This is a genomic window from Vibrio sp. 10N.247.310.17, assembly GCF_041466605.1.
Classification (GTDB): domain Bacteria; phylum Pseudomonadota; class Gammaproteobacteria; order Enterobacterales; family Vibrionaceae; genus Vibrio; species Vibrio tasmaniensis_A.
Window position 1 is genome coordinate 1 of record NZ_JBFSTC010000113.1, and the last position, 15035, is coordinate 15035.

Consider the following 15035-nt stretch of genomic DNA (forward strand, 5'->3'; position numbering starts at 1 on the left):
TGATATTCATCAACGAGTGCCCACACAGATTGATAGGTTTAAATTGTTAAAGAGCGCTAGCGTTTTGTGACTCACATCTCAGTCGCTAGGGGTGCGTACTATACCTGCACCACTTAGAGAGTCAAGGGTTATTTTCAAACTCTTATTCTCTACCGATTTCGCTGCGTGACTTTCGTCTCACTCCTTGTCGGTGAGGCGGCATTATAGAGAGTTCGATATAGAGCACAAGAGCTTTTTAAAATAAAAGTTTTGTTCGCCTAAAAAGCCACCACATCCGCATTTTTCGAATAAAAACTAAACATTTGAGACGTATCACAGCAATACATTGGCAAAATGGAAGCCATGAACGTAAGATTCATGTGTCTATTTTGTTAATGGTAGATGCTTATATTTCGTTTATTAATATGTAGTATTCCGATATGAACTCAAAAAAATCGATGTTGTTAATTGTCGCGCTAGCTGTATTGGGCGGCATTGTTTTCTCTCAGGTAGATATATCGCCTGCAATTACCTTTATCCTTGGTGTCTTGGCTTCCGCTTTTGTTGTTAATTTTTCAAGCACCTACTCAAAATCAGAGTCAGAACCTAAGGCTTCAACAAAAACACTTTATGTGGGTAACCTTCCATACAAAGCGAATGAATCACATGTACGTGAATTGTTCTCTGAATATGGTGAAGTATTTGCTGTACGTTTAATGAAAGACAAGCGTACTGGTAAAAGAAGAGGTTTTGGATTTGTTGTTATGGCAAGTAATGATGTGAATCATGCTATTGCAGAGCTTAACGATAAAGATTACATGCAACGTACTTTAAAAGTACGCGTTGCAAACGATCCTAAACATCCAGAAACGGACGAAGCTGAGCTGAGCTAAACCCTAACTGCTTCAGCATACTATTTAGTGCACTTTCTTTTTTAGGAAGTGCACTACAAAAAGCCTCACGCACTCCCCCTTCTTCAGTACTGCTCTCTAAATCCAATAAATCTTGAACCCGCTTAGCAATAGCCTTACCTGAATCAATCAACATCACGTTTTTACCTAGCACTTGCTGAATCTCTGATTTGATCAGTGGGAAATGAGTACACCCTAAAACAGCCACATCAATTGTGTTGATCATTGGTTGAAGGATTTGCTGCAGCTCTTCAAGGTTAATCGCCTCTCCTCGGAGTTTATCTTCGGCCATATCCACCAGCTGAGTAGAACCTAAAAGCTCAACTCTTTTATTACTAGAGAAGTTTTTGATGAGCTCGTGTGTGTATTCACGAGTAATCGTTGCGGGTGTTGCAATAAGACCAACGGCTTTATTGGCAAGTAGCGATGCTGGCTTGATTGCCGGAACAACCCCGACAATAGGGATTGGGTTATTAGCCCTTAGTGTAGGTAACACAATTGTACTTGCTGTATTGCAGGCTATCACCACAATATCAATAGCGTGGCTAGCCACAAAACTGGCGACGATGCTTTGAACTCTGTGGATAAGGACTTGCTGGTCGAGCTCACCGTATGGGTAAGCCTCGTTATCGAATACATAAGTATAGTTATGATTCGGTAGTAAGTGGCTTATCTCTTTATATACGGACAGACCGCCAACTCCAGAATCAAAGATCAATATGTTTTTTTGTATGCTTTCCGACACAACCATTACCTGTAATAAGTTCCGTTGCAATGATACCCCTTCACTTAGTTTTCGCCAATCATCACTCTACATAATGCAGGCTCGGTAGCGTTGATGCACAAAGCGCTCACCCTGCTCTACATTTTCCAGCTCTATCTTAAGCCTTCCTTTAAAGCATGGCGCTGACGTTACTAAAGTATGGAACTCACCATCTTCGCCGCATGGGTCGACGTGACTCGGTAAACTGTCGATTAGCTCAAACGTGTATTCTTTCCCGCAATAGCTCATGTCTAATGCATCGGTATCGACCGTGACGAGAAAGGTTTCGATTCCTCTGTCTATTATTTCACTCGCAAGTACCTGACTACTCCCTCCCATTAGGGGAAACACACACTCCCAACCAGCTGGTTCTATATAACTTCTTCGGTAATCGGCAATGCCATTACAGAACATATCTCCAAACGCGACCGCATCGATTGATAAGCTAGAATCTTTAAGTGCCGAGACAATCGTACTTTGGTAAACCTCATTACTTGGGAAGACTTCCGGTAGCTCAATCATGATTAATGGTAAACCGACCAATCGAGCTTGCATTGCAACTACCTCAATAGGAGTGACCTGGAAAGGAACTTCATCTCCAACATACGTAGTATACAGAGCAACAACTTCATACTCGGTGCTTTCAAGTAGGCGCTCTAACGTTAACGTAGAGTCTTTACCTGACGACCAACTCATGACGACTTTCTTTTTCATTGATATATCCAATAAGAAAAAACCGCCCGAAGGCGGTTTGCATACCAGTTAGAACTGGTATGAAGCATTTAGGTAGTATGCTTGATCTTGCGTTTCATACTTATCCACCGTTTGGTATTGAGTATTAAACAAGTTTTCAACTTTAGCTCGTAGTTTCCATTGTTCGGTCAACTGGTAAGCTAGTGTAAAGTTCACGAGGCTATACGGTTCAAGTTCCACCGTATTTTTTGCATCGTCATAGCGTTTACCTTGATACTGATAGCTCAAATCACCACGCCAGTCATTGTGTTCATAGCTGACCAACCATTTCGCTGCAAAGTTTGCTCTACGAGACAGCTCTTTATCTTGAATGTCTTCTGGTTGACCATAACCAGCAACATTGATTTTGTTGTTATGGTCTAGGAAGTCTAGCGACACTGAGTGTGAAATCACGCCAGTCTCAAACTGCGAGCTTACTTCAATACCACGTATTGTCGCATCAGAATTCTTTAAAGCTTCACCTTTTGACTGATAACTTACCAAATTAGTAATTTTGTTTGAATAACCTACAACGCGTATATCTGATACGTCAGAGAAGAACTCAAATCCAGCCTCAAAACTCAAAGACTCTTCTGGTTTCAAGTCACTCTTACCATAGCCAGGCCAGAATAAGTCATTGTATGTCGGAGCTCGAAAGGCAGTACCACCAGACGCAATCAAACGCCAATTCTGATTAACAAGATAACCAGTTCCTAGCTGCCATGTCGACTTTCCGCCATAGACTTCGTTGTCATCATGACGAACACTTGCTTCAATTTGCAGACCTGAATTGTCATAGAAAGCCGAAGCGAATACTGCATTATTCTTACGACTAGTACCGTCATATTTCTGGTAACTATTGCTGCTCCAAATTTTGGAATCAGCCACGGTGTCTTTAGTTAGGTCAACGCCTGCATTAAGTACAAAGATCTCAGATAACTGATAAGAGTTCAGCCAGTTAAGAGCATGGCGATCAGTGATTAAGTGGCTACCCGGAACTTGACCGCCTTTATTGTTACTATCGTCGCGGTTAGTTGATACAGACAAAGATGAACGATACTTCTCACCATTATATGCAACAAGCGCTGCGTAGTTGAAAAGAATAGATTCTTGCTCATCAGCTGATAGCTTACCTGTTGAAAAGTCCTTATAACTTTCATATTCAGTCACGCCTTTATGATAGAAGCCCATCACTTTAGCAGACCACTCAGGTGAAAAGTTTGTCCCAACCTCAAGCGTTAAGTCTTGACGGCTATAGCCATCTTCATCAGGTTGAGCCAGGCCAGTGCCTACGACATCAAAACCATCTGACGCTTCAGTGTTTACAGACATATTGATCCAAGAGTTCTGACCAACTTTAGAGCTCACACCAGCTACGCCTTGGCGATAGTTATCAGTACCAGCACCAACTTGAACAGTACCAGAGTCAACATCAGCCCCTGATGAAGTAATAATGTTAATTACACCACCTATTGCATCAGCACCATATACCGCAGCACGAGCACCTTTTACTAACTCGATACGTTCAACGCCGCTTAGAGGAATAGCTGAGAAGTTCGCACTACCAGTTGTCGCACTACCAATTCTCACCCCGTTATAGAGGACAATGCTTTGATTCGATGAGGTACCGCGAACAAAGACTGAACTGTTTTGTCCACGTCCGCCATTTTGCGTTACTTGCACACCAGGTAATAATGCTAAAGCTTCCGTTAGAGATTTGATTTGCAGGTTATCAATTTGCTCTTTAGTCACAATATCGACAGTTGCTGTAACTTGACCCACAGACTGCTCAAAACGGTTAGCCGTAACGACCATGGTTTCGTCAGCAGATGCTTCTTGTGCGTGTAAATTGGAGATAGGTGAAAGCAGCGATGCTATAGCAACCGCTAAAAGGGATTTGTTCATGTTGTGATCCTAAATCGCGTAAAGTCCTACCAAACCACATTGTATGGCTTAGCCGCTGGCAGGTATTCGGACTTAAGAGCACAACCTTTCGGTTACCTAATATTCGACTTCCCACAAAATGCTATTTGCAGTGTCTATGAATACTCGTTCTCTTTTACCGCTGCGCGTCAGTTCTGGATTTTCACCAGATTCCCTCTTCAGCCATCTATACATCCACATGGCACCAGCTTGCCGGAAATAGTATTGACCTATGAATCATTTGTCTAGTCTAAGATAGTTATAAGCTATAGTTTTCGTCGTCTATTTAGACTGAATGGCTCTCAACACTGGACAAGCGCCTGTGATTGAATAAAATCTGCGCTCTTGATTTAAAAGCACGATAGCAAAAGGCATAACAATGGCGAATTTAGAAGTAAACCCGCAACGCTACCAAGAACAACTGGCAGAAAAGACTGAGCGTCTTACTGAAATGTTCTCAGAATATAATGTGCCTGAGCTGGAAGTGTATGAATCTCCAGAACAACACTACCGCATGCGTGCAGAGTTCCGCGTGTGGCATGAAGGTGACGATATGTATTACGTCATGTTCAATCAAGAGACCAAAGAAAAATACCGCGTAGACCAGTTCCCAGCGGCTAGCCGCCTGATCAACGACCTAATGCCTCTATTAACGGATGCAATGAAGGACAACCACTCTCTACGCCACAAACTATTCCAAGTAGACTTCCTTTCTACATTAAGCGGCGAGATTTTGGTGTCACTGCTTTACCATCGCCAATTAGGTGAACAGTGGATTCAAGATGCTAAAGCACTTAAGCAGCAATTAAACGATGAAGGTTTTAACCTAAACCTGATTGGTCGTGCGCGTAAGATGAAAATTGTACTGGATCGCGACTATGTAATTGAAAAGCTAGACGTGAATGGTGATAGCTACATCTACCAACAAGTAGAGAACAGCTTTACTCAACCAAACGGCAAAGTAGCAGAGAAAATGCTGGAATGGGCTGTCGACTGTACTCAGGACAGCAAAGGCGACTTGCTTGAGCTTTACTGTGGTAACGGTAACTTCTCATTAGCGCTAGCACAAAACTTCGAGCGTGTACTGGCAACTGAACTGGCGAAACCGTCAGTAGAATCTGCGCAATACAACATCGCGGCGAACAACATTGAAAATGTTCAGATCATCCGAATGTCTGCAGAAGATTTTACCGTAGCAATGGAAGGCAAGCGTGAATTCCGTCGTCTACAGCAAGCGAACATCGATCTTAAGAGCTACAACTGCAACACTATCTTTGTTGATCCACCGCGTTCAGGTATGGATGTCGATACTTGTAAGATGGTTCAAGGCTACGAGCGTATCATGTACATCTCTTGTAACCCTGAGACATTGAAAGAGAACCTAGACATTCTAAGCGAAACACACGACATAACTCGTTTTGCTCTATTTGACCAGTTCCCTTATACGCACCACATGGAAGCCGGTGTATTCCTAGAGCGTAAAGCGTAAGCCTAGCTCTCTAGGTCGAAGTCGAAGCAGCAGATACAAAAAAACGAGCCAATTGGCTCGTTTTTTTTATTTATAGATTGATTTAAGCGGTTTTACCGATAAAGCCTAGCTTCTTACCTACCCAAGCGAGCAGTAGCATCGCAACGATAATCGCAAAGAAGTTTGACCCGGCATCAGGGTGTTGTGCTTTCACAAAAGCCGAGTGGCCAAATGCACCTACAAAGAAACAAGCTAAACCCACTAACGGAATATCTTCAGATACTGGATTTGTTAGGTATTCTTGGTATAGCGCTTGTACAGCCAACACTAAAGCAATCAGCGGGAAAATAGAGAAGCCCACTTCGCTCATTGTTACCCAAGATAGCAGTGCATCACCACACACACCTGCTACAACAGCAAGTACGAGTGTCTTTCTTTCAGAACCACGGTTTACAGTATTATTTTCATTCGACATTATTCAATCCCGCCTTTTAATCGGTTACGTTCACGTTCTTTACGATACCAAAAAGCCCCTTTGGCCATCATTCGCAATTGCATGATCAAACGCTCAGCCAATTCATCTCGCTGACGTCGATCTAAATCTAATGCTTCTGCCCCTGAGTTAAAAACCAAGATGACGGAGGCTTCCGCTTGAGTAAAAGCTTCGTCTCTTGTCATGCCAGTCGTTATCAAATATTCGGTTAACTCAGCAGAGAAGTGCTGTATCTCACGAGCTACCGCTGCACGAAACTCAAATGAAGTTCCTGAGCGCTCTCGCAATAACAGCCTGAATACGTTAGGGCTGCTTTCAATGAATTCCATAAAGGTTTCAACCGATGTGCGAATCACACTGCCTTCTTTTACTATGCGTTGCCTAGCTTGACGCATCAACTGACGCAACAATAAGCCACCTTCATCGACCATGGTTAAGCCAAGCTCATCCATGTCTTTGAAATGGCGATAAAAGGAAGTCGGAGCTATTCCAGCCTCACGAGCGACTTCTCTCAAGCTTAGATTAGAAAAACTACGATCGGCACTGAGTTGGCTAAATGCCGCATCGACTAAGCTACGACGAGTCTTTTCTTTTTGCTGTGCGCGAATGCCCATTGGTTTCATACTTTATCAACATCTTCTTTTACAGCCTAAACAGGCATGTCTAATACTCTATTCAATATAACGCGAATCACTTACTTATATAAGGCACTCTGGTTATATAAGACACTAAACACACCTCTTTGTTCACGTATCGAAGTAAATACGTTCAAAGAAAACATTTCAATATCCGCACCGTCATTTGGAGACATACGACATACCAAATATTATTTTTTCAGTAGCATGACGTGATCTCACCGACTCTCTGATGCCCTTTTCATGTACCCAAGAACAGAATCAGTTAAAATCTCGCTAAAGCAATGTTAATCAAATATAACAAGGAAGATATCTATGTCGCACTCCAACCACTTTGATGTAATCGTAATTGGTAGTGGCCCCGGAGGAGAAGGGGCAGCGATGGGATTAACCAAAGCCGGGTTGAACGTTGCTATCATTGAAAAAGAGAGCAGCGTTGGTGGTGGTTGTACCCACTGGGGGACTATTCCTTCCAAAGCACTGCGTCATGCCGTAAGTCGTATTATTGAATTCAACAGTAACCCTCTGTTTTGTCAGAACAATAAAAGTATCCACTCAACATTTTCCAATATTCTGGGGCATGCTAAATCGGTCATCGACAAACAGACTCGCTTGCGCCAAGGTTTCTACGATCGCAACCAATGCACGTTAGTCTTCGGTACTGCACGTTTTATCGATACCCACACGATCTCCGTAATGCAAAGCGACGGTACTGAAGAACACTACAGCGCAGACAAATTTGTTATCGCGACAGGTTCTCGTCCTTATCAGCCAGACAACGTCGACTTCATGCATGAACGTGTCTACGACAGCGATTCAATTCTTTCTCTTAAACACGATCCTCAGCACATCATCATCTATGGTGCTGGTGTTATCGGCTGTGAATATGCCTCTATATTTCGCGGTTTAGGCGTTAAAACCGATCTCATTAATACTCGCGATCGCCTGTTGTCCTTCTTAGATAACGAAACCTCAGATGCACTTTCTTACCACTTCTGGAACAGTGGTGTTGTTATTCGTAACGATGAGACCTTTGAGAAAATTGAAGGAACAGATGATGGTGTAATCATTCATCTAGAGTCAGGTAAAAAAATGCGTGCCGATTGCCTACTGTATGCCAATGGTCGAACGGGTAATACTGATAAACTGAACCTTGGTGCGGTTGGCTTAGAAGCGGACTCTCGTGGACAAGTATCAGTCAACAGCAACTACCAAACCAGTGTTGAACATGTTTACGCTGTCGGTGATGTGATTGGGTATCCTAGCCTAGCAAGTGCTGCTTATGACCAAGGTCGATTTGTGGCCCAAGCCGTGGTGAAAGGTGAAGCAGAACGACACCTTATCGAAGACATCCCAACAGGTATCTACACCATTCCTGAGATCAGCTCTGTCGGTAAAACCGAGCAAGAGCTTACTGCAGCTAAAGTACCGTATGAAGTGGGACGTTCTTCATTCAAGCACTTAGCTCGCGCTCAAATTGCAGGTAAAGATATTGGTAGCTTGAAGATACTTTTCCATCGTGAAACTAAAGAGATTTTAGGTATCCACGTGTTTGGTGAACGTGCCGCTGAAATCATTCACATTGGCCAGGCGATCATGGAACAAAAAGGCGAAGCCAACACCATCGAATACTTTGTGAATACCACCTTTAACTATCCGACGATGGCCGAGGCGTATCGCGTAGCAGCGCTTAACGGACTTAACCGTTTGTTCTAAACAAAGAACCAACAGGACTATTTGACCACCTGTAGGCCAAATACATAAACAGCAAGCCATGAGCTTGCTGTTTTATTTTTCGTTCTCTGAACTAAGCTACCTAAGCTAGGCGAGAAACTCACCTTTCTTCCACTGAGAAATAAATAAAACACCGAGACCGATGCCACGCACCGCCATAAAGCTCAACATTGCTAGCCACAGCGCATGGTTATCAAAACCTGATGCTAAGTAGAAAATTACGAAGAAACTGCAGGTCGCAACAAACATACTGTTACGCATATCTTTGCCTTTGGTTGCGCCTACGAAGATACCGTCCAGCAAGAAGCACCACATTGAAACCAGTGGCATTGCGATCAACCAAGGCAGATACACCTCAGCTTGGCTTTTTACATCTGGGATAGTGGTGATCATATTAATTAAATTAGACCCAGCGATCGCGAATACTGTGGTCAGCACCAAACAAATATTAAAGCTCCAGAAGAAAGTACCAATTAAAGACTGATTAAGCTCTTCTTTATCTTTCGCGCCTATCGCCTTACCAACCATAGCTTCCATTGCATAGGCAAAACCATCCATCCCATAAGAGATGATCATCAAGAAACTCATTAACACTGCATTGGCCGCAACAACATCATCGCCAAAGCTTGCACCTTGGAAGGTCATGAAAGTGAAAGTCGTTTGTAGGCATAGTGAACGAAGGAAGATATCGCGATTCAGTTTTACGAAACGACTCAAACCTTGACTGGTTTTCTTAAGCAGATCCCATGGCGATGGTAACTGCTTCTTCACCCAGATTCGGTAAACACAAATCAGGCCAAATGTTAAACCGGCATAATCAGCCATTACAGATGCCAATGCTGCGCCTTCCACTTGCCAGCCGAGGCCAATCACAAATACGATATCTAAAACGATGTTGGTGATATTAGTAATGATCACCATCCACATGGGTGCTTTGGCATTTTGGGTTCCGAGTAACCAACCTAACAGCACAAAGTTAGTCAACGCAGCAGGCGCACTCCATGCTCGGATAGAGAAATATTGCTGACCATAGTGTTTCACTTGGTCACTGGCACTACTCAGAGAGAAAACCGCATCCGCAACAAAGCTATGCAATAGCAAGAAGAAACCAGCAAACCCTAGTGCCATGGTCACGCCTTGCACAAAGACTAAACCAAGTTGCTTGCCATCGTTCGCCCCATAAGATTGCGCGGCCAGTCCCGTCGTCGACATTCGTAGGAAACCAAGCAACCAAAAGGTCACGCTGATCATAGTCCCACCCAAAGCGACACCACCTAAATACCAAGAATGCTCTAAGTGACCGATAACCGCAGCATCGACTAAGCCCAACAGTGGAACCGTAATATTAGAAAGAACCATCGGGATCGCGAGCAACAGCACTTTTTTGTGCATCGCCTGATTGGATAACGTTTGAAAAATAGTTTGGGGATTAAATAACTTCACGATCACCTCTTAGATTAGAGGCGATAGTTTAACCTAGTGAGTGGGCTTTCACTATGGTGTGGGGAGGCGCTTGCCTTTTATCGATAACGAATAGCTATAACGAGGCAAGTATTCAGATACCTGCCAACAGAACCGCTAGCACTACCACTTAACAAGCACTAACTGCGGCGTTAAACGCTTTTTGACCTGAGAGATTTTACAAAGAAGTCGCTGCCACAATTTCCAACGATTACACTGCTGGTCAAGTGGAGAAAACGCTTTTACCCACTGAGCCCATGGCAGCCAATTAAGGACGCTGTCTATCGGAGAAGATAAGCCATGTGCGTATTTTCCAGAACCGAGCTTTTGCCCCAGAGCACTAGAGCTTTTATCTCCAGCTAACACTAAACACGCATGTGCGTGGGTAAAATAACGACTCAAAGATTGAATAAAGTTCGCCGTCTGTTGTTCATTACAATCCAGCAGAGCATGTTCACACACCACCATCACTGAGGCTTGTTCTGGAATATTAAGTTCATCCAACCAGGTCAGGTCATCCACCGAGCCACACTCTAGACGGTAGCGTTCATTCTTGTGGAACAGGCGTTGTCGCCAAACTAAGTTCTCGGTTACATCTAGCTCAACCCAATGACAGCGGCCATTATCTAAACGGTAGAAACGGGTATCGAGCCCTGCTCCCACGTTAATAATCCAAGCATCTGGGTTATGAGATAAAAACTGTTGAACTTGAGAGTCACAAAGTTGAGTCAGTGTCGCGTAAAGGAGTTGTTGCTGGTCGAGTTCACCGGTAAGGCATTCAGGTGCGAGTTGGCAACGCTTGCAGGCTTGTGCTGCAATAGGGTCATAAACAAGACCGTCATCGGCTAGGCTTTCGCGGCTGCGAAACCAAAGGTGTTGAACAAGATTCGTCGGTACTTGGAATTCTTGATGTGCTGACCCGAGATCAGAAGAAGCCTTTTGATCATAGGTGTGCGACTTACGAATAAGCGGCTTCATTTGAGGTTTGGTTGGGTTTGGCATCATCATCTTCCTTGTATCTCGACAAAGAAGATGATAATGAATATCAATTACAATAACAAGTTATTGAGAGTAAATATCAATAAGCTGTTTGCACTGACTACATCCAGTCCGTGTTACGAATAATACCAACCGCAAGTCCTTCAATAGACAAGTGTTGGGATTCTAAGTCCACGTGAATTGGAGAAAACTCTTCATTTTCAGCATGCAACAGAACGGTAGAACCTTTGCGCTCTAGGCGTTTTACCGTTACATCATCGTCGACACGAGCCACGACAACTTGTCCATCACGCACGTCTTGTGTTTTATGCACGGCCAGTAAATCGCCATCCATAATACCGATGTCTTTCATACTTTCGCCATTTACGCGAAGTAAGAAGTCAGCTTGTGGCTTAAACATACCTGGGTCAACTTGGTAATGCATTTCTACATGCTCTTGAGCCAAAATAGGCTCGCCAGCGGCAACCTGACCGATTAATGGTAACCCTTGCTCTTCATTCGCTGCATCTTCAAGCAAAATACGAATACCGCGAGACGCACCCGGGATAATCTCAATCGCTTCTTTACGAGCAAGAGCTTTCAAATGTTCTTCTGCAGCATTTGCAGAGCGGAAACCAAGTTCACGTGCGATTTCTGCACGAGTCGGTGGCATACCGCAATCTTCGATCTTACTTTTGATAAGGTCAAAAACTTGTTGCTGGCGGGGCGTTAACGGCTTCATGATTCACCTGTCTTTTTATACAGTTGACTGTGAGTATATCCAGTAACTGAACAAAAGCAAAGCAATTGGTTGTTTTTAGTTCATTTTTAGCGAATTACAAAAATAAGATCTCTAACCACACGTAACCAGCTAATACTAAACAGATAAAAACGGCAGCTGAGCCAACATCTTTCGCCATCCCAGAAAGCTCATGATGTTCGCTACCGATTCGGTCAACGACCGCTTCAATCGCGGTATTAATCAACTCGACAACCATCACCAACACGACGGCTGAAATCATTAATATTCGCTCAACTTGGTTTACATCTAAGTAGAACGCCAACGGAATAAGCACTGCGGCCATGAAGACTTCTTGTCGAAATGCAGCCTCGTTTTTAAACGAGCTCGTGATGCCTTGCCACGAAAAGCCCGCAGCTTTGACGATACGTTTGAATCCGGTGTTTGATTTTTTGGTCATTTTTAACTCTATACTCAATCAGTCGATGAATGATTTTCCACAAACTTAACGGCAATATGACTATTTCCATTAAAAGGTTAGACCAGTTTCTGGTATTCTTGCATCGATTAAATTTACGCCTAGGCTTATCCCTATTTCACTCATAGGATTTATCCTCTCATTATAGAAATAGAGATACGCTTGAGCACATTGAAATAACTATTGAGGCAGTGAACCTATATGTCTTCTGGACAATCTTTTTCACGTTCATTAATGAAGCTACCTTTATCCCTATTGGTAAAGAGCACATCAATCCCTTCAAACCCTGTAGAGGATTTGAACATTGATTTGAGCAAACCGATTGTATACGCCTTACCGTTTCGCTCAAGTGTAGACATTCTTACATTGCAAAAACATGCACTTGAACTAGGGTTGCCTGATCCATTGAGCAAACTTGAAATCAATGGCAAATCACTGCAACGCTACGTTTTTATCTCTTCTCGCAAAACTCTGCTGCAAGACGATGATTATGTACCAAGCTCATCAATTGAAGTCTTCTCTGAACTGCTTTCACTGCATGCTGAAGACTCTGAGCTCGACGTTCAAGTTATCCCTGCCACCGTATTGTGGGGTCGTAAACCTGGTAAAGAGAATAACCAGAAGCCTTACCTACAAGCAATGAACGGCTTAGAGAAATCGAAAGCTGTATTGCTAGCAGGTCGTGACTGTCTGGTTCGCTTTAGCCCAGTGGTATCTCTACGATACATGGCTAACTCACACGGTACCGACAGCACCATCGCGCATAAACTGGCGCGCGTGGCACGCATTCACTTCTCTCGTCAAAAGCTTGCAGCATCGGGTCCAAACCTACCAAGCCGCCAAGCTCTGTTCGACCGCCTGCTAAAGTCAGAAGCAATCAAAAAGGCGATAGAAGATGAAGCTGAATCAAAAAATATTTCCATAGAGAAAGCGAGCAAAGAAGCTCAAGACATCATGGATGAGATCGCAGCTAACTTCTCTTACTCGCTGATTAAACGCGGTGAGAAGATTCTTGGTTGGTTGTGGAATAAGTTGTACCAAGGCCTGCATATCAGCAACGCTTCAACCGTTCGTAAGCTGGCTCAAGATGGTCACGAGATCGTTTATGTACCTTGTCATCGTAGTCACATGGATTACTTACTGCTTTCTTATGTGCTTTATCATGAAGGCATGGTGCCTCCGCACATCGCAGCAGGTATCAACCTGAACTTCTTCCCTGCCGGTCCTATTTTCCGTCACGGCGGTGCGTTCTTTATTCGTCGTAGCTTCAAAGGCAACAAGTTGTACTCGACTATTTTCCGCGAATACCTAGCGGAATTATTCGCTAAAGGTTACTCGGTAGAATACTTCAGTGAAGGTGGTCGCTCTCGTACAGGTCGTCTATTGCAGGCGAAAACCGGCATGCTAGCGATGACAATCCAAGCCATGCTGCGCGGCATGAACCGTCCGGTGACTTTGGTTCCTGTATACATCGGCTATGAGCACGTAATGGAAGTCGCGACCTACGCGAAAGAACTTCGTGGTAAGCGTAAAGAGAAAGAAAACGCGAGTCTAGTGATTCGTACAATTCGTAAGCTGCGTAACTTTGGTAAAGGCTACGTGAACTTCGGTGAGCCAATTCAGCTTAACCAATATCTGAACGAACATGCTCCTGAGTGGACTAAAGATATCGACCCAATGGGAACCAGCAAACCACAATGGATGAACCCGGTGGTTAATGACTTGGCAACCAAAATGATGACGCACATTAACGATGCGGCAGCGACCAATGCCCTGACTCTTTGTGCAACGGCACTATTGGCTTCAAGACAGCGCGCATTGTCTCGTGACTCTTTGGTTTCTCAGATCAACTGCTACCTGTCTTTACTTAAGAATGTGCCTTATTCAGGTACATTCACAGTGCCTAAAGACAGCGCTGAAGACTTAGTAAAACACGCAGAGTCATTGAACAAGTTCTTAATTGAATCAGACACTATGGGCGACATCATTTCGCTTGATCGTCACCAATCGATTCTGATGACCTACTATCGTAATAACATCATTCACTTGTTTGCATTGCCATCATTGATCGCTCAGATGACCATTCGTCAGCACGGTTTATCAATCGACGCTATTCAAGAAAATGTTGCAGCTATCTACCCATTCTTAAAGAAAGAGTTATTTTTAAGCTACGACGAAGATCAGCTTGAAAGCGTGGTTGCGAACATCATTGATGAGCTAGTCGGTCAAGGCATGCTTGTTGTGTCGAACAACCAAGTAACGATCAACCAGTCAAACAGCCAAGCACTGATGCTACTAGGCCGTACGATTTCAGAAACGCTCCAGCGCTACTCAATTGCTCTGAACCTATTGGCAGAGAATCCTGATCTAGATAAGTCAGACCTTGAGCAGAAGAGCCAAGACATCGCACAGCGACTGGGTCGCCTACAAGGTATCAACGCACCGGAGTTCTTCGATAAAGGCGTGTTTGCGTCGATGTTCGCAACTCTGAAACAGCAGCAATATCTGGATAACGATGGTAACTGTGATTTAGAAAAGACTCAGCAATTCGCTAAACTTCTCTACTCAATGCTTTACCCTGAAGTACGTTTGACGATTCAAGAGAGTATCCACCAAGCAGAATAATCTCTTGGTTAGCATTCACTTTAATCACTAGACTGAATACGATCAAAAAAGGCACCCAATGGGTAACACTGATCATTTAAGCATTTTCCTGATCAGTTGAACGATCCTACAGATGG

Annotated in this window: 13 protein-coding genes and 1 riboswitch; of the genes, 4 read left to right on the top strand and 9 right to left on the bottom strand. The window is 43.7% G+C overall.

Annotated features, from left to right (window positions below):
- Positions 1 to 419: 419 nt before the first annotated feature.
- Positions 420 to 872, top strand: coding sequence for an RNA recognition motif domain-containing protein (locus AB6D80_RS22025; RefSeq protein WP_372189599.1), 453 nt, complete (start codon positions 420 to 422; stop codon positions 870 to 872).
- On the opposite strand, the gene murI is transcribed toward AB6D80_RS22025, so the two are convergent.
- The 3 genes from murI to AB6D80_RS22040 are packed head-to-tail and all read right to left on the bottom strand — an operon-like array spanning position 835 to position 4290.
- Complete coding sequence (gene murI, locus AB6D80_RS22030) at positions 835 to 1641, bottom strand: glutamate racemase (RefSeq protein WP_029225473.1); 807 nt, start codon at positions 1639 to 1641, stop codon at positions 835 to 837. The genes AB6D80_RS22025 and murI overlap by 38 nt on opposite strands.
- A gap of 60 nt (positions 1642 to 1701) precedes the next feature.
- Positions 1702 to 2367, bottom strand: coding sequence for an ATPase (locus AB6D80_RS22035; protein ID WP_371703969.1), 666 nt, complete (start codon positions 2365 to 2367; stop codon positions 1702 to 1704).
- A 48-nt stretch (positions 2368 to 2415) separates the two neighbouring features.
- Positions 2416 to 4290 carry a TonB-dependent receptor domain-containing protein gene (locus AB6D80_RS22040; RefSeq protein WP_372189601.1) on the bottom strand — a complete coding sequence of 625 codons (1875 nt, stop codon included), beginning with the start codon at positions 4288 to 4290 and terminating at the stop codon, positions 2416 to 2418.
- A gap of 39 nt (positions 4291 to 4329) precedes the next feature.
- Positions 4330 to 4533, bottom strand: a riboswitch (cobalamin riboswitch).
- A gap of 154 nt (positions 4534 to 4687) precedes the next feature.
- Here AB6D80_RS22040 and trmA point away from each other — a divergent pair.
- The gene (trmA, locus tag AB6D80_RS22045) at positions 4688 to 5797 is read left to right on the top strand and encodes a tRNA (uridine(54)-C5)-methyltransferase TrmA (protein ID WP_371703966.1); all 1110 of its coding nucleotides are present in this window, start codon (positions 4688 to 4690) and stop codon (positions 5795 to 5797) included.
- Between the two features lie 82 nt (positions 5798 to 5879).
- Here the strand turns inward: trmA and AB6D80_RS22050 are convergent, their stop codons facing one another.
- Both AB6D80_RS22050 and fabR read right to left on the bottom strand, forming a co-directional pair.
- Positions 5880 to 6251, bottom strand: coding sequence for a YijD family membrane protein (locus AB6D80_RS22050; protein WP_004736696.1), 372 nt, complete (start codon positions 6249 to 6251; stop codon positions 5880 to 5882).
- Positions 6251 to 6892 carry an HTH-type transcriptional repressor FabR gene (fabR, locus tag AB6D80_RS22055; RefSeq protein ID WP_009848253.1) on the bottom strand — a complete coding sequence of 214 codons (642 nt, stop codon included), beginning with the start codon at positions 6890 to 6892 and terminating at the stop codon, positions 6251 to 6253. The genes AB6D80_RS22050 and fabR overlap by 1 nt, the downstream gene beginning before the upstream one ends.
- Before the next feature lie 327 nt (positions 6893 to 7219).
- Between fabR and sthA the strand changes: the two genes are divergently transcribed.
- Entirely contained in the window at positions 7220 to 8620 is a 1401-nt protein-coding gene (gene sthA, locus AB6D80_RS22060; RefSeq protein ID WP_009848252.1) for a Si-specific NAD(P)(+) transhydrogenase, read from the top strand.
- A gap of 105 nt (positions 8621 to 8725) precedes the next feature.
- Here the strand turns inward: sthA and dinF are convergent, their stop codons facing one another.
- From dinF to AB6D80_RS22080, 4 genes are all read right to left on the bottom strand, one after another.
- Positions 8726 to 10081 (bottom strand): MATE family efflux transporter DinF, encoded by a 1356-nt coding sequence (gene dinF / locus AB6D80_RS22065; protein WP_032555306.1) that lies wholly within the window; start codon positions 10079 to 10081, stop codon positions 8726 to 8728.
- A 141-nt stretch (positions 10082 to 10222) separates the two neighbouring features.
- Positions 10223 to 11101 carry a class I SAM-dependent methyltransferase gene (locus tag AB6D80_RS22070; protein WP_009848250.1) on the bottom strand — a complete coding sequence of 293 codons (879 nt, stop codon included), beginning with the start codon at positions 11099 to 11101 and terminating at the stop codon, positions 10223 to 10225.
- Between the two features lie 97 nt (positions 11102 to 11198).
- Positions 11199 to 11819 carry a transcriptional repressor LexA gene (lexA, locus tag AB6D80_RS22075; protein WP_009848249.1) on the bottom strand — a complete coding sequence of 207 codons (621 nt, stop codon included), beginning with the start codon at positions 11817 to 11819 and terminating at the stop codon, positions 11199 to 11201.
- A 94-nt stretch (positions 11820 to 11913) separates the two neighbouring features.
- The gene (locus AB6D80_RS22080) at positions 11914 to 12276 is read right to left on the bottom strand and encodes a diacylglycerol kinase (RefSeq protein ID WP_029223019.1); all 363 of its coding nucleotides are present in this window, start codon (positions 12274 to 12276) and stop codon (positions 11914 to 11916) included.
- 219 nt (positions 12277 to 12495) lie between these two features.
- Here AB6D80_RS22080 and plsB point away from each other — a divergent pair, with 219 nt between their 5' ends.
- The gene (gene plsB / locus AB6D80_RS22085; RefSeq protein WP_009848247.1) at positions 12496 to 14919 is read left to right on the top strand and encodes a glycerol-3-phosphate 1-O-acyltransferase PlsB; all 2424 of its coding nucleotides are present in this window, start codon (positions 12496 to 12498) and stop codon (positions 14917 to 14919) included.
- The last annotated feature ends 116 nt before the right edge of the window (positions 14920 to 15035 follow it).